This is a genomic window from Streptomyces sp. BL1 (genome assembly GCF_057628045.1).
In genome coordinates, this window is sequence record NZ_JBXYWZ010000002.1 from 2,251,883 (window position 1) to 2,275,745 (window position 23,863).

Consider the following 23,863-nt stretch of genomic DNA (forward strand, 5'->3'; position numbering starts at 1 on the left):
ACCGGCGAGCGATGCGGATCAGTAGAACGGGCCCCCGGGAGCGTTGTCTAGACCTCTAGAACGGAAACTTCCCGTTCCCGGCGGCCCGTTCGGGGCCCTCCGGCCGCCGGGACAGGCCGAACGCGCCGGTCCGACGGGCTGCCGGGCTCCGCTCCCACGTGACACGCTGGACACATGAGGACCCTGCTGGTGGTCGACGCGGCGAATGTCATCGGTTCGGTGCCGGACGGCTGGTGGCGGAACCGGCTGGCCGCCGCGGAACGGCTGCGGGACAGCCTCGTCCCGTACGCGCGGGAGGGCCTGCCCGGCCGCCCGGCGCTGGACGTCGTGCTCGTGGTGGAGGGCGCGGCCCGCGCGCTGGAGCCGGTGCCCGGCATCCGCGTGGAGGCCGCGCCCGGCAGCGGGGACAACCGGATCGTGCAGCTGGTCTCCGCCGAGGAGGAGCGCCCCTGCCTGGTGGTGACCGCGGACCGCGGACTGCGGGAGCGCGTACGGGCGCTGGGCGCCGAGGTGACGGGACCCCGCACGGTGCGCCCCGAGGCCGGGACGGGTCAGCCGGCCCCGCCCGTGACCGGCACCCGGGACGGTGAGCCCCCGGGGGCGGAAGAGCCCGCCGGGCCGGAGGACGCCGAGGGGCGCGGGCGGTAGAGCACGGCGCCGTCCACCGTGCCGGCCCGCTCGTAGTGCCGGTCCACGTACGCGCGCAGGGTCGGCATGCGGCCGATCCCGTACGCCGCACCGCGCGCGTCGTCGACGATCAACGCGGGGGGCGTACGCCGCAGTTCGCCCCGGAAGTACGTCCACGCCCCGTCCATCGCGTACTGCTCGCCGACGCGCACGCCGCCCCGTCCGCCGCTGAAGTTGGTGAGGAATCCGGCGGTCAGATAGCGCGAGGCCGGCGCCCGCCCCGCGAGCCAGTAGCCCTCCGGGTGCATCCCCCACAGCAGGACCCGGTCCCCCTCCCCCGTGTGCGCCCGCACCGCGGCGGCCACACGCTGTGCGTGCTCCAGTTCCGTACGGGACGCCGTGCAGCCCCACCCGGTGTACCCCGCGCACAGCACGGCGGTGGCGGCGAGGGCCGCGACGGCCGTACGGCGTGACAGCGCGCCCAGCACGGCGGCACCCAACAGGGCGAGCGGCGGTACCAGTTGGAGGAAGTAGTGGCCGTAGAACTGGAAGCCGACGACCACGGCGGCGGCCGAGGCGCCGAGCCACATCCACAGGTCGCCCGTACGGGACGGGAGGGCGTGCCGGCGCGACAGCAGCACGTACAGCAGCGCGAGGACACACGGCGCGCAGGCGAGCAGCAGGATGCCCGTACTGCCCAGCGCCCGTCCCAGCGCGCGGAGTCCCGCGCCCTCGACCGACGTGTACGTGCCGGACCCGGTGGCCAGCCAGAACGCGAACCGGCCGGGGCCGAAGGCGAACGCGGCCGCCGCCACGGGCAGCGCGGCGCCGGCGAGGAGCCGCGCCCCGCCGGAGAACAGGGGCCGCCATCCGGCCCGCGTGCCCCCCGTACGGAACGCTCCGGCCAGCAGGAACAGCACGGGCAGCAGGACGGCGCCGCCCGTCTGCTTGCACAGCACGGCCGCCGCGACGGCGAGCCCCGCGCACGCCCAACGGCCGCGGTCCGCGCACCACATGGCGGCGACGGTGCACGGCAGCATGAACACCTCGAACGTCGCCGCCTGGGTGTCCTCCGGGTTGAGGCCCACGGAGGCGCAGACGTACAGGATCCCGGCGGTCCAACCGGCCCGCTCGCCCCAGCGGCGGCGGGCGAGCGAGGCGACGAGCGCCGCACCCGCGAACACGGCGAGCGCGGCGGCGGCGCGCAGCGGCCACAGCGACTCGTCGCCGAACAGCGCGAACGCCCCCTGGTACAGCCACGGGACGAGCGGTGGCTTGCGGTCGACGACCGTGCCGTACAGCGTGCCGCCGTCGGCCAGCATGCGCGCCTGGGTGGCCAGGAAGCCCTCGTCCGGGTTCCACAGGGGGCGCGCGACGGAGGGCAGCCGGGTCAGCAGGGTGAGCACGGCGAGCAGGCACAGCAGCCGTACCCGGTACTGCCGTCCGGACACGGCGGCGGCGCGGCCGCCCCGTTGTCCGGGCAACCGCGCCGCTGTGTCGTGCGCGCGTGACGGCGACCGTGCGGAGGAGGGCGGCATACCGCCCAACTTAGCCGCCTCCGGAAGCCGGAGGGGTGCTCAGCCGCTCGCCGGTCAGTCCTGCGGCAGGCTGGGCGCCTCCGCCTGCGTGCCGTTCTGCAGCCGGCTGTGACGCCGACCGTAGAGGAAGTACACGACGATACCGAGCGCCATCCACACCGCGAACCGCAGCCAGGTCTCGATGCTCAGGTTGAGCATCAGCCACAGGCAGGCCAGCGCCGACACGGCCGGCAGCACCGGCACCCACGGGGCGCGGAAGGAGCGCGGCAGGTCGGGCCGGGTGCGGCGCAGCACGATGACGCCGACGGACACCAGCACGAACGCGAACAGCGTGCCGATGTTCACCATCTCGGTCAGCTCGGTGACCGAGAAGAAGCCCGCGATCAGGGCGACGACGACGCCGAGCAGGATGGTCGTGCGGTACGGGGTGCCGAACTTGGGGTGCACCTTGGAGAAGGCGCGGGGCAGCAGCCCGTCGCGGCTCATCGCGAAGAACACCCGGGTCTGGCCGAGCAGCAGCAGCATGACCACGGAGGTGAGGCCGACGGCCGCGCCGAAGGAGATCAGACCGGAGAAGAAGTTCAGGTCGAGCGCCTTGAAGGCCGCGGCGAGCGGTGCCGCGTCGTCCAGTTCGGAATACTTCTGCATGCCGGTGACGACCAGCGACACACCGACGTACAGCGCGGTGCACACGATGAGCGAGCCGAAGATGCCGCGCGGCATGTCGCGCTGCGGCTTCTTGGTCTCCTCCGCGGCGGTGGCGACGATGTCGAAGCCGATGAAGGCGAAGAACACGACGGCCGCGGCGGAGAAGATGCCCATGATGCCGAACTGCGAGGGGGCGAAGCCGAACAGCTCCTGCGAGAGCGGCGTCAGCAGCCCCGAGGTGCCCTCTTCGACACCCTGCGACGGCGGGATGAAGGGCGTGTAGTTGTCGCCGACGATGTAGAACGCGCCGGCGATGATGACCACCAGCACCACCGTCACCTTGACGGCGACGACGGCCGAGGTGACCCGCGCCGACAGCTTCATGCCGGCCAGCAGCACACCGGTGATCACCAGCACGAGCAGCGCGGCGAACACGTCGAAGCCGAAGCCGTTGCCCTCGTGGGTGAGCGCGGCGGGCACGTGGATGCCGACGCTGTCGAGGAGTTGGAGGATGTACTGCGACCAGCCGCCGGCCACCGTCGAGGCGCCCAGGGCCATTTCCAGCACCAGGTCCCACCCGATGATCCAGGCGGGCAGCTCGCCCAGTGACGCGTACGAGAAGGTGTACGCAGAGCCGGCGACGGGGACCGTGGAGGCGAACTCCGCGTAGCACATGGCCGCCAGGCCGCAGACGACGGCCGCGACCACGAACGAGATCGCGACGGCGGGTCCCGCGTACTCCTTGGCGACGGTGCCCGTGACGACGAAGATGCCGGTGCCGATGACGATGCCGACGCCGTAGACGATCAGGTCCGCCGCGCTGAGCGATTTCTTGAGGCGGTGCTCGGGCTCGTCCGTGTCACGGATCGACTGCTCGATCGACTTGGTCGCGAAGAAGCCCCCTCTCCGGGCTGCTCCGTTCCCCGTGCTGCTCATGGGTTGTCCTCCGTGCACCGTTCGTCCACTGGCCGGAATTGATCCGTAGGCGTCCCGGAGGCTACCCCACGGCGGGGGGCCCGACTCACGCGACGCGACCGAGAACGGTGGCACACAACGCCGCCGGCCCGAGCACCAGGTGGGTGCTCGGGCCGGCGAAGGGCTGTGTTAGGGGACCCTCAGTAACGCCCGGACGGACCGTCAGAAGCGCGGCACACAGCCGTACGGCGGACGGCCGGACGGACCGTCAGTCGCGGGCCGCCTCCGGCGCGGCCTCGTCGTACCGCCCGTCGATCCTGGAGACCAGACCGGTCACCTGACGCGCGATGTCCGGCGCCGTAAGACCGATCTCGGCCATCACCTCGGCGCGCGAACCGTGGTCCAGGAAGCGCTCCGGGATGCCGAAGTCGCGCAGCGGGACGTCGACGCCCGCGTCGCGCAGCGCCTGCGCGACGGCCGAACCGACGCCGCCCGAGCGGCTGTTGTCCTCGACGGTCACGACGACGCGGTGCTGGTCCGCCAGCGGCGCCAGCGCCTCGTCGACGGGTTTGACCCAGCGCGGGTCGACGACCGTCGTCGAGATGCCCTGCTTGTCGAGCAGATCGGCGATCTCCAGGCACATCGGCGCCAGCGCGCCGACGGACACCAGCAGCACGTCCGGATCCGTCGTGCCGCCGCTGCGCAGCACGTCCATGCCGCCGACGCGTCCCACGGCGGGGACGGCGGGGCCGACGGCGCCCTTGGAGTAGCGCACCACGGTCGGCGCGTCGTCCACCTCGACGGCCTCGCGCAGCTGGGCCCGCACCTGGTCCGCGTCGCGCGGCGCCGCGAGCCGCAGCCCGGGCACGCACTGCAGCACGGACATGTCCCACATGCCGTTGTGCGACGCGCCGTCGGAGCCGGTGACGCCCGCGCGGTCCAGTACGAAGGTGACACCGCACTTGTGCAGCGCGACGTCCATCAGCAGCTGGTCGAACGCGCGGTTCAGGAACGTCGCGTACACCGCGAAGACGGGGTGCACTCCGCCGGTGGCCAGCCCGGCGGCGGAGACCGCGCCGTGCTGTTCGGCGATGCCCACGTCGTACACCCGGTGCGGGAACTCCTTGGCGAAGGCGTGCAGTCCGACGGGGCGCATCATCGCGGCCGTGATGGCGACGATGTCCTCGCGCTCCCGGCCGAGCTTGACCATCTCCTCGCCGAACACGGAGGTCCAGTCGGCGCCCGAGGACTTCACCGGCAGACCGGTGTCCGGGTGGATGACGCCGACGGCGTGCATCTGGTCGGCCTCGTCCTGGCGGGCCGGCTGGTAGCCGCGGCCCTTCTCGGTCAGGCAGTGCACCAGTACGGGACCGCCGAACCGCTTGGCACGCGCGAGCGCCGACTCGACGGCGGTCAGGTCGTGGCCGTCGATGGGGCCGACGTACTTCAGGCCGAGGTCCTCGAACATCCCCTGCGGGGAGATGAAGTCCTTCAGGCCCTTCTTGGCGCCGTGCAGCGTGTCGTACAGCGGCCTGCCCACCACGGGCGTGCGGTTGAGCACGTCCTTGCCGCGGGCGAGGAACCGCTCGTAGCCGTTGGTGGTGCGCAGGGTGGCGAGATGGTCCGCGAGTCCGCCGATGGTCGGGGAGTACGAACGCTCGTTGTCGTTGACGACGATGACCAGCGGACGGTCCTTGGCGGCGGCGATGTTGTTCAGCGCCTCCCAGGCCATGCCGCCGGTGAGCGCGCCGTCGCCGATGACGGCGACCACGTGATCGTCCTTCTTCCGCACCTCGTTGGCCTTGGCGAGGCCGTCCGCCCAGCCGAGGACGGTGGAGGCGTGGCTGTTCTCGATCACGTCGTGCTCGGACTCGGCCCGCGACGGGTAGCCCGAGAGGCCGCCCCTCGCGCGGAGGCCGGAGAAGTCCTGACGCCCCGTGAGCAGCTTGTGCACGTAACTCTGGTGGCCGGTGTCGAAGAGCACCTTGTCCTGCGGGGAGTGGAAGACCCGGTGCAGGGCGAGGGTCAGTTCGACCACGCCCAGATTGGGGCCCAGGTGCCCGCCGGTCTTGGAGACCGAGTCGACGAGGAAGGTCCGGATCTCTCCCGCCAGCTGCTCCAGCTCCTCCGGGCTCAGCCGGTCGAGATCGCGCGGCCCCGTGATGCGGCTGAGCAGCTGCTGCTTCCCCCGCTCCGCATCCCCGGACGGACGCGCTGCGCGCGGCCCCTTCTGCACAGGTGCCTCCTTGCTGTCGAGCTGTGCTGTTCGGGCAGTGCCGATTCCGACGAGTCTAATGTTCCCCACACGCGACCGGTGATCCGGCAGTGCGATCTGAGTCACGCCCGGATCCGCGTTCCCGACGGTCCCTCAGGGCCCCGGAACGCGATGGGGCGCCCGGCACGCGCCGGACGCCCTCTCCCCCGTACGGGCTCCGATGACCGGATCCCGCAGGGGTACGGCACCGCATCCCGTACCGGAACCGTTACGTACGGCCCGCCGTCTTCTGCGTCCTGCGGGACACCGAGTCGATCACGACGGCGGCCAGCAGGACGGCACCGGTGATCATGTACTGGATCTCGCTCGCCATGCCGAGCAGGTTCAGGCCCTGCTGGATGGACTGGATCACGAGGATGCCCAGCAGCGCCGACCAGATCTTGCCGCGGCCGCCGAACAGGCTGGTGCCGCCGATCACCGCGGCGGCGATCACGTTCATCAGCGTGTTGCCCGCGCCGAGGCTCTTGGTCGCGCCGCCGGAGAGGCTGGCGATGAACAGCCCGCCGAACGCCGCCAGCATGCCCGCGATGGCGAACACCGAGATGCGTATCCGCTCCACGTTGATGCCGGCCCGCCGTGCGGCCTCCGCGTTGCCGCCGACGGCGAAGATCCGCCGGCCGTACGTGGTGCGGCGCACCACGTAGTCCGCGATGACCAGCACCGCCAGGAACAGCACCAGGGCCAGCGGCAGTCCGCGGTACTGGTTCAGCACCACGGCGACCACCACGGCGATCACCGCGACGACGCCGGTGCGCAGCAGGATCTCGCCCATGGGGCGGGACGGCAGCTGTGCCGCGGCGCGCCGCCGGGCGTCCAGGAGCAGCGCGCCGCCGTAGGCGAGGACGGCGACGACGGCCAGTCCGTACGCGGCGGCGACGTCCTCGAAGTAGTAGCCGGTCAGGTTCTCGACGAGGCTGCCGCCGGGGGTGTTGATGCTGCCCTCGTCGCCCATCAGCCAGATCTGCAGACCGCTCCAGCCGAGGAAGCCGGCCAGCGTCACCACGAAGGCGGGCACCCCGACCTTGGCGAAGAAGAAGCCCTGCAGTGCGCCGATGGCGAGTCCGGACAGGACGGCGAGGATGACCGACAGCAGGTCGTTGAGGCCGTGCGTGACGCTGAGCACCGCCCAGACGGCGGCGCCCACGCCGGCCACGGACCCGACGGACAGGTCGATCTCGCCGAGCAGCAGGACGAACACGATGCCGGTCGCCATGATGCCCGTACCGGCGATGTAGACGCCGATGTCACTGAGGCTTCCCGCGGACAGGAAGCTGGAGTTCATCGACTGGAAGACGACCGCGATGACGATCAGGCCGAGGACGACCGGCAGCGAACCGAGCTCGCCGCCGCGCACCCGGCGCCCGAAGTCCCGCATGTAGCCTGCGAATCCCTGTTCCCTGACCAGCAGCCGCGGGTCGACGGCGGCGGCGCCGTTCCCGTTCCCGTTCCCGTTGGTGCCCCCGCTGCTGTTCGACGGGTTCGCCGTCTCACCGGCCTTGCCGACGGTGCCGCTCACTTCGACCACCCTTCCGTGGCTCCCTCAGTCGTACGGGCCCGGCGGCGGGTCACCGCGTTGTCCGAGGCACCGGTGATCGCGGCGACGATCGTCTCGTGCGAGGTCTCGGCCACCGGGAAGATCCCGTTGTTCCGGCCCAGCCGCAGTACGGCGACCCGGTCCGCGACCGCCTGTACGTCGGCCATGTTGTGGCTGATCAGCAGCACCGCGAGGCCGCGTTCGCGGAGCCGTTCGACGAGGTCGAGGACCTGCGCGGTCTGCTCGACACCGAGCGCCGCGGTCGGCTCGTCGAGGATGACGACCTTCGGGTCGCCGATCAGTGCGCGGGCGATGGCGACGACCTGCCGCTGCCCGCCGGACAGCGCGGCGACGGGGATACGGACGCTGGGGATCCGGATGGACAGGGTGTCCAGCAGCTCCTTGGCCCGCTTCTCCATGGCGATCTCGTCGAGGATCACGCCCTTGCCGCGCACTTCGCTGCCGAGGAAGAGGTTGGCGACGACGTCCAGGTTGTCGCAGAGCGCCAGGTCCTGGTAGACGGTGGCGATCCCCAAGTCCTGGGCGTCGTGCGGCCGGTGGATGGTCACGGGACCGCCCTCCCACTCGACGGTCCCGCCGTCGATGGGATGAACGCCCGCGACGGTCTTCACGAGCGTCGACTTGCCCGCGCCGTTGTCGCCCACGAGAGCGACGACCTCTCCGGCGCGCACCTCGAGGTCCACGTCGGTCAGCGCCTGCACGGCGCCGAACCGCTTCGATATTCCGCGCAGCGCCAGCACGGGTTCGTTTGGCACTAGACCTGCTCCGATCTGTTTCAGAGTGATACCTGGTCGCACCGAGGTGTGGGCACGCGGTCCGCGCGAGGTGTGGGCAGCTGGTCCGCCCAAGGGGCGGAACGGGTGGGCACACGGACCGCACCCGCGAGGTCTGTCCCCACGCACCCAACGCCCGCGCCCCGATGAGGGGTTGAGCCCCGGCCCCGCCCCTACCCGTTTCTCCCGGGGCTGCCGCCCCGGACCCCACCGGAAGGCGGGGGAGAGAGAACCGGGGCCCGGCCCCGGACCCACCGGAAGGTGAAGGGCGAGAGACCCGGGGCACCACCCCGGACCCCACCGGAAGGTGGAGGGGAGAGACCCGGGCACGGCCCCCCACCTGGGGGTGGGGGGGAGAGACCCGGGGCACCACCCCGGACCCCACCGGAAGGTGGAGGGGAGAGACCCGGGCACGGCCCCCCACCTGGGGGTGGGGGGGAGAGACCCGGGGCTCTGCCCCGGACCCCGGCGGGGCTGCGCCCCTGCACCCCGCGCGCTGCGCGCGAAGATCGAGGGCTCAGCCCCACTCGCGCCCCACAGCGCGGGGCCCCGGGCTCCGCCCCTCGCACCCCACCGCGCGCGGCGCGGGAACCCGGGCGGCCGCGCGGAGCGCGGGAACCCGGGGCCGCGCCCCGGACCGCCCGCCCCACCGTGGGGCCCTGCGCGGCTAGCGCAGACCCGCTGAGGCGCACGCCTTCGCAAAGTCCGCCGTGCAGATCTGACTCGTCTTGTAGACCTTGTCCTTGACGATCGTGTCCTTGATGTTGTCCTTGGTCACGATCTTCGCGCTGTAGAGCTGCGCCGGGACGTCCTTCTTGCTCTTGCTGTCGACCGTCTTCGGCGTGAGCGAGTCGGTCTTCTTGCCCTGCAGCAGGTTCACCGCGATCTCCGCGGTGGTCTCCGCCTCCGGCTTGATCGCCTTGTAGATGGTGAAGCTCTGATCCCCGCTCACCAGCCGCTGGAGGCCGGCCAGTTCGGCGTCCTGGCCGCCGAGCGGCACGTCCTTGACGCCGCCCTTCTTCATGGCCGTGGACACGCCGCCCGCCATGCCGTCGTTGGCGGAGTAGACGCCCTGGAAGCCGTCCTTGCCGAGCTTCGTGATGGCCGCGCCCATCTTCTTGTTGGCCTCGTCGGGCGACCAGTCCGGGATGTCCTGCTCGTAGACGATCTTCTTGACCTTCTTGTCGAGCACGCTGTGCGCGCCCTTCTTGAACAGCGGCGCGTTCGGGTCGGTCGGCGAGCCGTTGATCATCACGACATTGCTGTCCTTGGCCTTGCTGCCGAGCGCCTCGACCAGGCCCTTGCCCTGCAACTGGCCGATCTTCTCGTTGTCGTAGGAGACATACGCCGATATATCACCCTCAGCGAGACGGTCGTAGGCGACGACCTTCACGCCCTTCTTCGACGCCCTGTCCACCCATGACTTCGTGGCCTGCGCGTCCACCGCGTCCAGGATGATCACCTTGACGCCCTGCGTGATCAGCGCGTCGAACTGCTTCTTCTGGGTCTCGGTGTCCTGGGTCGCGTTGTTGTACTTGACCTCGCAGTCCGAGCACAGAGACTTGATCTTCTTCTCCATGTACGGACGGTCGAACGTCTCGTAGCGCGTGGTCTTGTTCTCCGGGAGCAGCAGACCGATGGTCTTGTTGTCCCCTCCGTCATCCCCGCCGCCGGCCTTGCCACAGGCCGCGAGCGAAAAAGCCATCGACACGGCAGCCGCTGAAATGACGACGCGACGCACGTTTGCGTTCATGGGATTCCCCACCTCCATTGAGGGCCGCGTCGTTGCGGCCGAGGTGGGCCGAGTCAACTCCCAGGCTACGCAAGGGTCAAGAAGTAAACCCTTAACGAGACGGCAACGATGCCATGCGTAATGACCGTGAACGCAGGGCAACATGACGCACTGTCACGCGGCGCACCGTCCGCCCCACGGGCCCCAGACCCGCGGGAGTCTCAGACCCGCGGGAGTCTCAGACCGAGGCGGCCGCCATCGGCTCGTCGTCCGGTGCGTCCCCCCGCGCCGGACCGGCCTCGCCCGCCGACGCCACCGCGTCCAGCAGCGAGGCGTCGCCCATCTCACTGAGCACCAGCGCCAGCGCGCCCAGCACCTCGGCGCGTCCGCCGAGCGTGCCCGGCAGCACGGTCAACTGCCGTGCTGCGCTGGGGATCGCGTACCGCGCGACGGAGTCCCGTACCGGGTCGAGCACCAGGTCCCCGGCCTCCGCGAGGTCCCCGCCGAGGACGACCCGCGAAGGGTTGAGCAGATTGCAGAGGTTGGCGACTCCGCTGCCGATGTGCCGGCCGATGTCGGCCACCACGCGCCGGCACCCCGGGTCGCCCTCCCGGGCCAGCTGCACCACGCGCGCCATGGTCAGGTCCGTCCCGTGGCTGGAGTGCAGCAGCGGCAGCACGTAGCGCGCCGCGGTGAAGGTCTCCAGGCAGCCGCGGTTGCCGCAGCGGCAGACCGGCCCGGACTCGTCCAGCGTGATGTGGCCGATCTCGCCGGCCGTGCCGCCGGGGCCGCGGTAGATCTGACCGTCCATCACCAGACCGGCGCCGACACCGCTGGCGACCTTGATGTACGCGAGGTCCGCCGCTCCGTGCCCGGCGCCCCACACCTGCTCGCCGAGGGCGCCGAGGTTGGCGTCGTTGTCGACGTACACCGGTACGCCGAGCCGGGAGGCGAGCTCCTCGCGGGGGTTGATGCCGGCCCAGCCCGGCAGGATGGCCGTGGAGCCCAGCGCGCCCGTGGCCACGTCGATCGGGCCCGGCACGCCGAGGCCGACGCCGATCAGCTTCTCCGGCCGGATCCCGGTGGCGGAGATGAGCCGCTGCACGAGCTGTTCGGCCCGGTCGAAGCCCTCGGCGGCCGAGGCGTCCACGTCGATGGGTTCGGCCTCTTCGGCGAGCACCTGGTGCGCCAGGTTGCCGACGGCGACCCGCAGATGGGAGTGCCCGAAGTCGACGCCCACGACGGCGCCGGCGTCACCGCTGAGCGAGACGGCACGCGCCCGGCGCCCGCCGGACGAGGTGGGGGTGACCTGGACAGTCCCGCCGTCCTTCAACTCCCGCACGATGTTGGAGACGGTCGCGGCCGACAGTCCCGTGCTCCGGGCGATCTCCGCCTGGGTGAGGGAACCGGCCATCCGCACCGCGCGCACGACCCGCTCGAGATTCGCCCGGTGCAGCGAGGACTGCGAGCCCGGAGTCTCCACCACTGATCCACTCCCGCCTCGACGGCCGGTACGACCACCGGCACGCCGGTCGTCCCGCACCGTCGCGGAACGACCCGTTTCCAACATATGAACTCCAAGCAGAGCCCGAGCGGTTCTCCCCCGTCAAGTCCTTGAGCAAGGACGGGCGGGGTGGCGCTCAGATGTGACGCATTCTACGGAGGGTGAGCGGGCACACCGCGGGGCGGCCCCCGCTCTGCGGGGGCCGCCGTGTGCGCGGCGCGTTCCGTACGGACTCCGGCGCGTTCCGTACGGGCACCGGTGCCGTCCGCGCTACTTCACCGCGCCCGCGGTGAGGCCGGCCACCACCTGACGCTGGAAGATGATGTACGCGGCCAGCACCGGAAGCATGGCCATCACCAGTCCCGCGAACAGCCCGGACCAGTCCCCCTTGTAGCCCTGGCTGACGGCGAGTTCGACGAGGCCCTGGGCCAGCACCTTGTTGTTGCTCTCGGTGTTGAGCACCGTCGGCAGCATGTACTGGTTCCACTGGCCGAGGAAGTTGAAGATGCCGACGCTGATCAGTCCCGGCTTCGCCATCGGCAGCATCACCTGGAAGAACGTCCGGGTGTGCGAGGCCCCGTCGATGAACGCCGCCTCCGCCACCGAACTGGGCAGCGTACGGAAGAAGGCGGTCAGGAAGAAGACGGTGAAGGGGAGCGAGTACGCGATATAGACGAGCACCAGGCCGTGGAAGGTGTTGAGCATCCCCATGTTGTTGAGGACGTAGAACAGCGGCACCAGTGCCAGCATGACCGGAAAGCTCATCCCCCCGATGAACAGGAAGTAGATGAACCGGTTCCCGGGGAACTCGAAGCGCGCCAGCACGTAGGCGACCATCGAGCCGAGCACGAGCGTGCCGAAGAGCGAACAGCCCACCACCAGAACGGTGTTGAGGAAGTACTCGCTCATGTGCGCGTCGGACCAGGCCCGCGACCAGTTCTCGAAGTGCAGGGTGTCCGGCAGGGACCAGGGCGAGGTGAAGATGGACTCGTCGTCCTTGAAGGACGTCATCACCGCCCACAGCAGCGGCAGGGTCACCATCAGCGCCCACAGGACCAGCATGCCCTGCGAGAACACATTGAGGGTCCGGCCCTCGCTCCTGCGCAGGTCGTCCTTCTCCGTCGGCGGCTTCTTCAGCGCGGCAAGTCCCGTGTCTTCGGGGGTGTCTCCCGCGGGCGGGGTGTCGGTGGTCTTCATCAGTACTCCAGCCGCTCGCGGCGTCCGAGCCTCAGTACGATGGCCGCGAAGGCCAGAGTGACAAGGAGAAGGGCGACGCCCACGGTGGTCGCGTAAGCGGCCTGACCGTCCCGGAACGCCTTCTGGTACACGTACAACGGCAGGACCGTCGTGGACTCGTCGGGCCCGCCGGGCCCCACCGTCATGATCTGCACGATGGCGAATCCCTCCGCGCCCAGCACCATCACGCCCATGTAGATCCAGCCGGACTGCACGGTGTCCCACAGCAGCGGCAGCGTGATCCGGAAGAACGTGGTCACACGGCTCGCGCCGTCGAGCACGGCCGCCTCGTAGAAGTCCTTGGGAATGGACGTCATGCCGGCCGAGAAGAGCACCACGAAGAAGCCGACGGTGCTCCACACCAGCACGGCCATCACGCACCACAGCGCGGTCTCGGGATCGCCGAGCCAGTTCCGCTTCAGCGAGTCGAGACCGAGTGCCTCCAGCCCCGAACTGAGCGCGCCGCTCCGCGGGTTGTACGCGAACTGGAAGAGCAGCGCGACGATGGCGATGGACAGCACCTGCGGGAAGAAGTAGAGGATCTTGTAGAGCCCCGCGCCCCGCACACCGCCGATCGCCGAGTTCTTCCGCTTCCGCCCGCCCACGTTGATCATGTAGGCGAGGAACAGGGCGATGCCGAGGGTGATGACCGGCAGCAGCAGCATGAAGGTCAGGCTGTGCTGCATCGCCTTCCAGAAGGTGTCGTCCTCGAGCATCTTCGTGTAGTTGTCGAATCCCACCATCGCGAACTCGGGACTCAGACCGGTCCAGTCGGTGAACGAATAGTAGATCGACTGGATGAAGGGCCATACGACAAAGAGCAGATAGATGCCCATTGGTACGGCCAGGAACCCCGCGATGAAACGGTACTTGCCGTGCTGCATTACGGCTGACCCCGATCTTCCCGCAACTTCCGCCACTCGTACGGAATCCCGATGGGGGGCACCGGATATCCCGGGCCCCCCGACGTGATCACTGGTGCTTGTAGTGCTTCACGGAGTCGTCCTTGGCGGTGTCGTCCGCGAACTTCTGGATCTTCTTGATGGTCTCCGCCGGGGTCGCCCGGCCCGCCATCATCTCGCCGAGGCCGCTGACGCCGATCTTCTCCTTCTGCAGGGCCACGTACCAGTCCTGCAGGCGGGGGTTGACGATGTTGCTGCCGGCCTTCTCCAGCGCGCCCACGGCCGACTTGAGGCCCGGGGGCAGAGCGAGACCGTCGGTGCCGCCGTTGTAGGAGGTGAGCGACGAGACCGACTTCGTGAAGTTCTTCGAGGACGCCTCGCCGAGCATGATGCGCATCTGCTCCATGCCGCCGTCGGGGTTCTTCGCCTGCTTCGGCACGATGAACGGCTCGCCGCCGGAGGCCCACAGGGTGCCGAACGGCATCTTGTCGGAGCTGTCCAGACCGGACGGCGCGCCGACCCGCATCTCGAAGTCCTTCGGGGTGGTCTTCTTCGCCTCGTTCTCCACCCAGGAGCCGTTCGGTATGAACAGCGCCTTGCCCTGGTTCCAGGCGGTCTGCGCCTCGATGTGGGTGAGGCCCGGGCTGCCCTTGAGGATGTAGTCCTTCCTCACCAGCTCGTAGTACGCCTCGAACGCCGACTTCACGGCGGGGTGCTTCCAGGCGTTCGGCTCCAGGTTGTCGATGGAGTCGAGGACTTCCTTGCCGCCGATCTTGGCGATGAAGGGGTACAGGCTGAAGGGCCAGTAGTAGGGGAACTTGCCGGGATAGGTCCAGCCGGCGACGCCCTTCTTCTTCGCGGCGGCGCAGACCTTCATCATCTCGTCCCAGGTCTTGGGATATTCGACCTCGAGCTTGTCCAGCGCCGTCTGCGAATACCACACGCCGTAGACCGTGTAGGCGTAGTACATGACCCACACCGGCTTGCCGTCGAACTGGCCCATTTCCACGACGCCGGGGCGCAGGGTGTCGCGCACCTTCTTCTTCGGGTCGTCGTACGAGGGCGCGTCGAGCAGCGGCGTGAAGTCGGCGAGCTGGTCCTTGCCGACCAGGGTTCCCATGTCCATCTGTTCGGCACCGGAGTTGTCGATGAGGTCCGGCGGGGTGCCGCCGTTGAACCGGGGCTGCAGCACGGACTGGATCTTCTGCGTCGACTTGAGGTCGACCTTGGCCTTCGGGAAGTTCTTCTCGTAGACCTTCTGGGCGTCCTGCGCGTACTTGATGCCGAATCCGCCGTCGAAGATGTAGACCTGCAGCGGCGCGCTGTCGTTGACCCCGAGCGGGTTCTTCCCGCTCTTCTTCCCCTTGTCGACCTTCTTGTCGTCGCTCGAATCACCGCTCGCGCAGGAGCTGAGCATCCCGATGCCGGGCACGGTGATCAGTCCTACCGCCGCGGAACGCTTGATGAGATCACGGCGGTTGACGTTGGTGGATTCCATGCTCAAGTCCTCGCCTTCTCCAGGACTCAGGCGGTGTACCGGTCTCCACTTGCGAAGGGCCCGACACCGCGGGTCAGTTGAAGCTGGGTCGTGCAGGTGGAACTGCCGCCAACGGCGCGGATGGGGCGGGCCGTTCGAGGTGCCGATAGGTATAGTCCACTTGCCGTCAACGGGGCAAGATCGAATACACGGTCGGCCATCAGTCTTTCCCGAGTTGAGACCTGCCCGACATCCGGTACGCGACTCTCCGTTTTGCGGACTCAGTTTCCGCAGGCGTTTCCACGACACCCTTGACAACAATGGCCCCACGCACATTACTTGTCCCTGCACTTCGCGTGGACAACGTTGTCGGCCCCTGAGAGGCTCGCGTGCGGCACAGACATCTCCCCGGACGGCCGGTCGCCCTGGTGCTGGCCGCGCTGCTCGTGGCGACGGCACAGGGGGTGGCGGTCGCGGCGCCCCAACCCCCCACGCCCTCCCCCGAGTTCGCCTCTTCCTTCGAGCCGGGCCAGCCGGTCCCCGACTGGCGGGACACGGTGGAGCAGGGCCCGGACGGGAAGGCCCGTACGGGGGGCCTCGCGGACGGCATGACGACGGCGCCGGGTGACGGGCCCGCGGAATCCCCCACCGCGAAGAAGAACGCAGGCTATACCGGCCGGCACGCGCTGCACTACGCCGGCCGGCACGAGGCCGCCGGGCGGGGGTACGCGGACAACAAGGTGTTCGACGTCGACACGCCGGTGACGGCGGACTCCGTCCTCTCCTACCGGATCTTCCCCGAGATGCCGGACGGCGACCGCTCCTACTCCGCCACGTACGCGGCGGTCGACCTCGTCTTCACCGACGGAACGTATCTGAGCGACCTGTACCCGGCGGACCGGAACGGCGCGCCCATGACCGCGCGCGGCCAGGGGAGTTCGAAGAAGAGCTACGTCAACCAGTGGAATCACAAGGAGGCGCGGATCGGGAAGGTCGCCGCGGGCAGGACGGTGGACCGCGTCCTCGTCTCGTACGACGCGCCGTCCGGTCCCGGGAAGTTCAGCGGCTGGGTGGACGACGTCTCCGTCGCGCCGAAGGCGGCGGACAGGCCGAAGACGCAGCTGTCCGACTACGCGGTGACGACCCGCGGCACCAACTCCAGCGGTGACTTCTCCCGCGGCAACAACTTCCCCGCCACCGCCGTGCCCAACGGCTTCAACTTCTGGACCCCGGTGACCAACGCGGGCTCCACGGACTGGCTGTACGAGTACGCGCGGAAGAACAACGCCGACAATCTGCCGGAACTCCAGGCATTCGGCGCCAGCCACGAGCCGAGCCCCTGGATGGGCGACCGGCAGACGTTCCAGGTGATGCCGTCGACGGACGACGGCACCCCGGACGCCTCCCGTACGGGGCGCGCGCTGCCCTTCCGGCACTCCAACGAGACGGCCAGGCCGCACTATTACGGCGTCACGTTCGAGAACGGCCTCAAGACCGAGATCACGCCGACCGACCACGCGGCGATGATGCGCTTCACCTTCCCGAAGGGGTCGTCCGGCGGCACGAACCTGATCTTCGACAACGTCAACAACAAGGGCGGGCTGTCCCTGGACACCGAACGGGGCGTCGTCACCGGCTTCTCCGACGTGAAGAGCGGCTCGTCCACGGGCGCCACCCGGATGTTCGTGTACGGCGTCTTCGACACCCCCACCACGGGCGGCGGCAAGCTGGACGGCGGTGGCGGCGAGGACGTCACCGGCTATCTGGGCTTCGAGCCGGGCGCGGACCGTACGGTCACCATGCGCCTCGCGACCTCGCTCATCAGCACGGACCAGGCCAAGGACAATCTGCGGCGGGAACTGCCCGCCGCGGCCTCCTTCGACGGCGTACGGGAGAAGGCGCAAGCCCAGTGGGACGGCATCATGCGGCGGATCGAGGTCGAGGGCGCGAGCCAGGACCAGCTGACCACGCTGTACTCCAACCTCTACCGGCTGTACCTCTACCCCAACTCCGGCTCGGAGCAGGTGGGTTCACGCAGGAAGTACGCCAGCCCGTTCTCGCCCGCCGAGAAGCCCGACACCCCCACGGAGACCGGGTCGAAGATCGTCGACGGTGATGTGTACGTCAACAACGGCTTCTGGGACACCTACCGGACCACCTGGCCGGCGTACTCCCTGCTGACGCCCGGCCGCGCGGGACGGATGGCCGACGGGTTCGTCCAGCAGTACAAGGACGGCGGCTGGGTCTCCCGCTGGTCCTCGCCCGGCTACGCGGACCTGATGACCGGCACCAGTTCGGATGTGGCCTTCGCCGACGCGTACGCCAAGGGCGTCCGTTTCGACGCCACCTCCGCCTACGACGCGGCCGTCAAGAACGCCACGGTCGCCCCGCCCGACCCCGGCGTCGGCCGCAAGGGCATGACCACCTCGCCGTTCCTGGGCTACACCAGCACCGCGACGAAGGAGGGCATGTCCTGGGCGCTGGAGGGCTATCTGAACGACTCCGGCATCGCGCGGATGGGCAGCATGCTGTACGCGAAGACGAAGAAGCCGCGCTACAAGGAGGAGTCGGCGTACTTCCGCAACCGCGCCCTCAACTACGTGAAGCTGTTCGACAAGGGCGTCGGCTTCTTCCAGGGCAAGGACGCGGACGGCAACTGGCGCCTCACCCCGGCCACTTACGACCCGCGCGTGTGGGGCCACGACTACACGGAGACGAACGGCTGGAACTTCGCCTTCACGGCCCCGCAGGACACCCGCGGGCTGGCGAATCTGTACGGCGGCCGGGCCGGGCTCGCCAAGAAGCTGGACAGCTACTTCGCCACCCCGGAGACCGGTGAGAAGAAGTACGCCGGGTCGTACGGGAACGTCATCCACGAGATGACGGAGGCCCGCGACGTACGGATGGGCATGTACGGGCACAGCAACCAGCCGGCGCACCACATCGCGTACACCTACGACGCGGCGGGACAGCCCTGGAAGACACAGGAGAAGGTCCGCGAGGCGCTCGACCGGCTCTACCTGGGCAGCGACATCGGGCAGGGCTACGCGGGCGACGAGGACAACGGCGAGATGTCCGCCTGGTACGTCTTCAGCGCCCTCGGCTTCTACCCGCTGGTGATGGGCTCGCCCGAATACGCCGTCGGCTCCCCGCTGTTCACGAAGGCGACGGTCCGTCTGGAGAACGGCCGCGAGCTGGTGATCAAGGCCCCGCGGAACAGCGCGAAGAACGTGTACGTGCGGGGCCTGAAGGTCAACGGCAAACCCTGGTCCTCCACGGCGCTCCCCCACAAGCTGCTGGCCCGCGGCGGCACGCTGGAGTTCACCATGGGGCCGGAGCCCTCGAAGTGGGGCTCGGCGGCGGAGGACGCCCCCTCCTCCCTCACCCGGGACGGCAAGGTGCCCTCTCCCGACGGCGATGTGACGGCACCCGAGGGGGAACAGCCGCTCCTGGACGACACGTCCGAGACGGCGGGCCCGGTGTCCGACGCACCCGTGAAGGTCCGCGAGGGCGCCCGCGTCACGTCGTACACCCTCACCTCGGCGCAGCGCCAACAGGCCCCGGAGGGCTGGACGCTGGAGGGCTCCGCCGACGGGAAGCGGTGGCACGCGGTGGACCGGCGCGCGGGCGAGACGTTCCGCTGGGACAAGCAGACGCGGGTCTTCGCGCTGCGGCAGTCGGCCACGTATGCGGCGTACCGCCTGGTTCCCCGGGGTGAGAGCACGCTCTCCGAGGTCGAACTCCTGGGCCGTACGGCCCCGGCCCGGGAGTCTCGCCCCTGACCCGCCCCTTCCCGTTTCTTGCAGGGGTACCTGCAACCCTTTCCGCCGCGGCGGCAGGGGAGTCGAGCGTGACGTGCCGGCGGTGTGAGCGCGGCCTGCGCTCACACCGCCGGTGGCTGCCACCGGGCGGCTTTCCGCTGCGGCGGGAGGGGAGCGCGGGAAGGGACCGGGGTCCGGGGTGTCCCCGGTTTCGGGAAGGGGCGGGGCGGGGGCACGCTCCGCGTACGCGGAAGGGCCGCATCCCGTGAATCGCTCACGGGATGCGGCCCTCGGCTGCCCGGCCCCTCACAAGGGGCCCTCGCTCACTCGGAGATGAGCGACCGCAGCACGTACTGCAGGATGCCGCCGTTGCGGTAGTAGTCCGCCTCGCCGGGGGTGTCGATGCGGACCTTGGCGTCGAACTCGACGCCGCTGTCCGTGGTCACCTTCACGGTCTCCGGGATACCGCCGTCGTTGATGGCGGCGATGCCGCTGACCGAGAAGGTCTCCTCGCCGCTGAAGCCCAGCGACTCGGCGGTGGCGCCCTCCGGGAACTGGAGCGGGAGGACGCCCATGCCGATGAGGTTCGAGCGGTGGATGCGCTCGTACGACTCGGCGACGACGGCCTTGACGCCCAGCAGCGCGGTGCCCTTGGCCGCCCAGTCGCGGGACGAGCCGGAGCCGTACTCCTTGCCCGCGAGGATGACCAGCGGGGTGCCCTGCGCCTGGTAGTTCTGCGACGCGTCGTAGATGAAGGAGACCGGGCCGCCCTCCTGCGTGAAGTCACGCGTGAAGCCGCCCTCGGTGCCCGGCGCGATCTGGTTGCGCAGGCGGATGTTGGCGAACGTACCGCGGATCATGACCTCGTGGTTGCCGCGGCGCGAGCCGTAGCTGTTGAAGTCGCGGCGCTCGATGCCGTGTTCCGTGAGGTACTTGCCCGCCGGGGTGTCGGCCTTGATCGCACCGGCCGGGGAGATGTGGTCGGTGGTGACCGAGTCGCCCAGCTTGGCCAGCACGCGGGCGCCGGAGATGTCCTCGACCGGGGCCGGCTCCATGCCCATGCCCTCGAAGTACGGGGGCTTGCGCACGTACGTGGACTCGTTGTCCCACTCGAAGGTGTTGCCGGTCGGCACCGGAAGCGCCTGCCACTGGGCGTCGCCGGCGAAGACGTCCGCGTAGGACTTGCTGAACATCTCCTGGCCGATGGCGCTCGCGACGACCTCTTCGACCTCGCGCTCGGAGGGCCAGATGTCCTCCAGGTAGACCGGGTTGCCGTCCTGGTCGGTGCCGAGCGCCTCGGTGGTGATGTCCACCTTCATGGAACCGGCGATCGCGTAGGCGACGACCAGCGGCGGGGACGCCAGGTAGTTCATCTTGACGTCGGGGTTGATCCGGCCCTCGAAGTTGCGGTTGCCGGAGAGCACCGCGGCGACGGCCAGGTCGGCCTCGTTGACGGCCTCGGAGATCTCCTCCGGCAGCGGGCCGGAGTTGCCGATGCAGGTGGTGCAGCCGTAGCCGACGAGGTTGAAGCCCAGCTTGTCCAGGTACGGCGTGAGGCCCGCGCGGTCGTAGTAGTCCATGACGACCTGGGAGCCCGGGGCCAGGGTGGTCTTGACCCACGGCTTGCGGGTCAGGCCCTTCTCCACGGCCTTCTTGGCGACCAGCGCGGCGCCGACCATGACGTACGGGTTCGAGGTGTTGGTGCAGGAGGTGATGGCCGCGACGGCCACCGCACCGTGGTCGATCTCGTACGTCTTGCCGTCGGGGCCCGTCACCTGGGTGGGCTTGCTGGGCACGCCGTTGGAGACGGCCGGCGCGTCGGAGGCCGGGAAGGACTCCTTGCCCGCCTCGTCCAGGTCGGTCTCCTCGGAGACGTAGTTCTTCACGTCCTGGCCGAACTGCTGCTTGGAGTCGGCCAGCGCGATCCGGTCCTGCGGGCGCTTCGGGCCGGCGATCGACGGCACGACGGTGGAGAGGTCCAGCTCCAGGTACTCGCTGTACTCCGGCTCGTGCGCGGCGTCGTGCCAGAGACCCTGCTCCTTGGCGTACGCCTCGACCAGGGCGAGCTGCTGCTCGTCGCGGCCGGTGAGCTTCAGGTAGTTGATGGTCTCCTCGTCGATCGGGAAGATCGCCGCGGTGGAGCCGAACTCCGGCGACATGTTGCCGATCGTGGCGCGGTTCGCCAGCGGCACGGCACCGACGCCGTCACCGTAGAACTCCACGAACTTGCCGACCACACCGTGCTTGCGCAGCATCTCGGTGATGGTCAGCACCAGGTCGGTGGCGGTGGTGCCGGTGGGCAGCTGGCCGGTCAGCTTGAAGCCGACGACGCGCGGGATGAGCATCGAGACCGGCTGGCCCAGCATCGCGGCCTCGGCCTCGATGCCGCCGACGCCCCAGCCCAGCACACCGAGGCCGTTGACCATGGTGGTGTGCGAGTCGGTGCCGACGAGGGTGTCGGGGTACGCCTGGCCGTTGCGGACCATGACGGTGCGGGCCAGGTGCTCGATGTTCACCTGGTGGACGATGCCGGTGCCGGGCGGGACGACCTTGAACTCGTCGAACGCGGTCTGGCCCCAGCGCAGGAACTGGTACCGCTCGCGGTTGCGGCCGTACTCCAGCTCCACGTTCTGCGCGAAGGCGTTCGCGGTACCGAACTTGTCGGCCACCACGGAGTGGTCGATGACCAGCTCGGCGGGGGCGAGCGGGTTGATCTTCGCCGGGTCGCCGCCCAGTTCCTTGACGGCCTCGCGCATGGTGGCGAGGTCGACGACACACGGCACACCCGTGAAGTCCTGCATGATCACGCGAGCCGGCGTGAACTGGATTTCCTCACTGGGCTGCGCGCTGGGATCCCAGCCGCCGAGCGCACGGATGTGATCGGCGGTGATGTTCGCGCCGTCCTCCGTGCGGAGCAGGTTCTCCAGCAGGACCTTCAGGCTGTACGGGAGGCGGGCGGAGCCCTCCACCTTGTCCAGTTTGAAGATCTCGTACGACTCGTCGCCCACCTGCAGCGTGCTGCGGGCGTCGAAGCTGTTCGCCGACACGACAGTCTCCTTCAGTGCATGAATAGCCGATCCGCTATGGTGGGCAAGGCTTAGTTAGGTAAGCCTTACTTGCAGCGGTCGTGTGCCCCTGGGTCAGTCTCGGGCCAGTTATCTCGATGTCGAGATAACCCTAGTACACCGCCGCGGGAAGGTCATGCCCTGCCCCGCCGTACCGCTGCCGGTTCCGGTCCGCCGTGCGCATCCCGTACGTAATCCGACGGGTTCGCGCACGGCGGCTGGGTCCCTCTCTCCTCGCCCCCACCCCCCGTATACGGGACCCCGGGGACAGCTCTATCTCACATCTGAGATATCGTGATGTCCATGAGCGACGACTACCTCGCACGCATCGGCCACCTCATCCGCGACGCCCGCCAGCACCGCGGGTGGACCCAGGCGCAACTCGCGGAGGCACTGGCCACCAGCCAGAGTGCGGTGAACCGCATCGAGCGCGGCAACCAGAACATCAGCCTTGAGATGATCGCCCGGATTTCCGAGGCGCTCGACAGTGAAATCGTCTCGCTCGGCTACTCGGGACCCATGCACCTGCGAGTCGTCGGCGGCCGGCGGCTGTCCGGCAGCATCGACGTCAAGACGAGCAAGAACGCCTGCGTCGCCCTGCTCTGCGCCTCGCTCCTCAACTCCGGCCGTACGGTGCTGCGCCGGGTCGCCCGTATCGAGGAGGTCTTCCGGATCCTGGAGGTGCTCTCCTCCGTCGGCGTCCGGGCCCGCTGGATCAACGACGGCGCCGACCTGGAGATCGTGCCGCCGGCCGAGCTCGACCTGGACGCCATCGACGAGGAGGCGGCGCGCCGCACCCGGAGCATCATCATGTTCCTCGGCCCGCTGCTGCACCGGATCGACAACTTCCGCATCCCCTACGCCGGCGGCTGCGATCTGGGCACCCGCACCGTGCAGCCGCACATGACCGCGCTGCGCCCCTTCGGCCTCGACGTCACCGCCACCGAGGGCCTGTACCACGCGGAGGTCAGCCGCGGCACCGGACCGCAGCGCCCCATCGTGCTGACCGAGCGCGGGGACACCGTCACGGAGAACGCTCTGATGGCCGCCGCACGGCACGACGGCGTCACCGTCATCCGCAACGCCTCGTCCAACTACATGGTCCAGGACCTCTGCTTCTTCCTGGAGGAGCTGGGCGTGCGGGTGGAGGGCGTGGGCACCACCACGCTGACCGTGCACGGCATCCCGGAGATCGACGTCGACGTCGACTACTCCCCCTCCGAGGACCCGGTCGAGGCGATGAGCCTGCTGGCGGCGGCAGTTGTCACCGAGTCGGAGCTGACGGTGCGCCGCGTACCGGCGGAGTTCCTGGAGATCGAGCTGGCCGTGCTGGAGGAGATGGGCCTCGTCGTGGACCGCGGCGAGGAGTACCCGGCGGACAACGGCCGTACCCGGCTGATCGATCTGACGGTGCACCCCTCCAAGCTGGAGGCGCCCATCGACAAGATCCACCCGATGCCGTTCCCCGGCCTGAACATCGACAACGTCCCGTTCTTCGCGGCCATCGCGGCCGTGGCCCAGGGCAAGACCCTCATCCACGACTGGGTCTACGACAACCGCGCCATCTATCTCACGGACCTCAACAGGCTCGGCGGCAGGCTCCAGTTGCTCGACCCGCACCGCGTCCTCGTCGAGGGCCCGACCCGCTGGCGGGCCGCGGAGATGATGTGCCCGCCGGCGCTCCGCCCCGCCGTGGTCGTCCTGCTCGCCATGCTGGCCGCCGAGGGCACCTCGGTGCTGCGCAACGTGTACGTCATCAACCGCGGCTACGAGGACCTCGCCGAGCGACTCAACGAGGTCGGCGCGCAGATCGAGACGTTCCGCGACATCTAGGAACCCCGCCCGGAGCGCGTTC

General features: G+C 69.5%; 13 protein-coding genes and 1 pseudogene. 3 read left to right on the plus strand and 11 right to left on the minus strand.

The features are described 5' to 3' along the window. Positions 1-174 precede the first annotated feature (174 nt). A pseudogene (locus AC3AGO_RS10060) lies at positions 175-543 on the plus strand (PIN domain-containing protein); the annotation flags it as partial. An 8-nt stretch (positions 544-551) separates the two neighbouring features. Here the strand turns inward: AC3AGO_RS10060 and AC3AGO_RS10065 are convergent. From AC3AGO_RS10065 to ngcE, 10 genes are all read right to left on the minus strand, one after another. Further along, positions 552-2,165 carry a glycosyltransferase family 39 protein gene (locus AC3AGO_RS10065; RefSeq protein ID WP_487819809.1) on the minus strand — a complete coding sequence of 538 codons (1,614 nt, stop codon included), beginning with the start codon at positions 2,163-2,165 and terminating at the stop codon, positions 552-554. Positions 2,166-2,219: 54 nt separating this feature from the next. Further along, positions 2,220-3,749 carry an amino acid permease gene (locus AC3AGO_RS10070; protein WP_487819810.1) on the minus strand — a complete coding sequence of 510 codons (1,530 nt, stop codon included), beginning with the start codon at positions 3,747-3,749 and terminating at the stop codon, positions 2,220-2,222. 247 nt (positions 3,750-3,996) lie between these two features. After that, positions 3,997-5,904, minus strand: a complete 1,908-nt coding sequence (dxs, locus tag AC3AGO_RS10075) for a 1-deoxy-D-xylulose-5-phosphate synthase (RefSeq protein ID WP_487824599.1) — start codon at positions 5,902-5,904, stop codon at positions 3,997-3,999. Between the two features lie 307 nt (positions 5,905-6,211). Beyond that, positions 6,212-7,378, minus strand: a complete 1,167-nt coding sequence (locus AC3AGO_RS10080) for a sugar ABC transporter permease (protein ID WP_487824600.1) — start codon at positions 7,376-7,378, stop codon at positions 6,212-6,214. Positions 7,379-7,515: 137 nt separating this feature from the next. After that, entirely contained in the window at positions 7,516-8,313 is a 798-nt protein-coding gene (locus tag AC3AGO_RS10085; RefSeq protein WP_487819811.1) for an ATP-binding cassette domain-containing protein, read from the minus strand. A gap of 685 nt (positions 8,314-8,998) precedes the next feature. Further along, the gene (locus tag AC3AGO_RS10090; protein ID WP_487819812.1) at positions 8,999-10,084 is read right to left on the minus strand and encodes a substrate-binding domain-containing protein; all 1,086 of its coding nucleotides are present in this window, start codon (positions 10,082-10,084) and stop codon (positions 8,999-9,001) included. Between the two features lie 217 nt (positions 10,085-10,301). Then, complete coding sequence (locus tag AC3AGO_RS10095; protein WP_487824601.1) at positions 10,302-11,546, minus strand: ROK family transcriptional regulator; 1,245 nt, start codon at positions 11,544-11,546, stop codon at positions 10,302-10,304. A 291-nt stretch (positions 11,547-11,837) separates the two neighbouring features. After that, positions 11,838-12,764 carry a carbohydrate ABC transporter permease gene (locus AC3AGO_RS10100; RefSeq protein WP_487819813.1) on the minus strand — a complete coding sequence of 309 codons (927 nt, stop codon included), beginning with the start codon at positions 12,762-12,764 and terminating at the stop codon, positions 11,838-11,840. After that, positions 12,764-13,687, minus strand: a complete 924-nt coding sequence (locus tag AC3AGO_RS10105) for a carbohydrate ABC transporter permease (protein ID WP_487819814.1) — start codon at positions 13,685-13,687, stop codon at positions 12,764-12,766. Before AC3AGO_RS10105 ends, AC3AGO_RS10100 begins: the two co-directional genes overlap by 1 nt. A gap of 88 nt (positions 13,688-13,775) precedes the next feature. Further along, positions 13,776-15,203, minus strand: a complete 1,428-nt coding sequence (gene ngcE / locus AC3AGO_RS10110; protein ID WP_487819815.1) for an N-acetylglucosamine/diacetylchitobiose ABC transporter substrate-binding protein — start codon at positions 15,201-15,203, stop codon at positions 13,776-13,778. Between the two features lie 368 nt (positions 15,204-15,571). Here ngcE and AC3AGO_RS10115 point away from each other — a divergent pair, with 368 nt between their 5' ends. Beyond that, positions 15,572-18,964, plus strand: a complete 3,393-nt coding sequence (locus AC3AGO_RS10115) for a GH92 family glycosyl hydrolase (protein ID WP_487819816.1) — start codon at positions 15,572-15,574, stop codon at positions 18,962-18,964. A gap of 302 nt (positions 18,965-19,266) precedes the next feature. Here the strand turns inward: AC3AGO_RS10115 and acnA are convergent, their stop codons facing one another. Next, a complete protein-coding gene (acnA, locus tag AC3AGO_RS10120; RefSeq protein ID WP_487819817.1) occupies positions 19,267-21,990 on the minus strand; it encodes an aconitate hydratase AcnA in 2,724 nt (907 codons plus the stop codon). A 321-nt stretch (positions 21,991-22,311) separates the two neighbouring features. Here acnA and AC3AGO_RS10125 point away from each other — a divergent pair, with 321 nt between their 5' ends. Then, complete coding sequence (locus AC3AGO_RS10125; protein WP_487819818.1) at positions 22,312-23,841, plus strand: helix-turn-helix domain-containing protein; 1,530 nt, start codon at positions 22,312-22,314, stop codon at positions 23,839-23,841. The last annotated feature ends 22 nt before the right edge of the window (positions 23,842-23,863 follow it).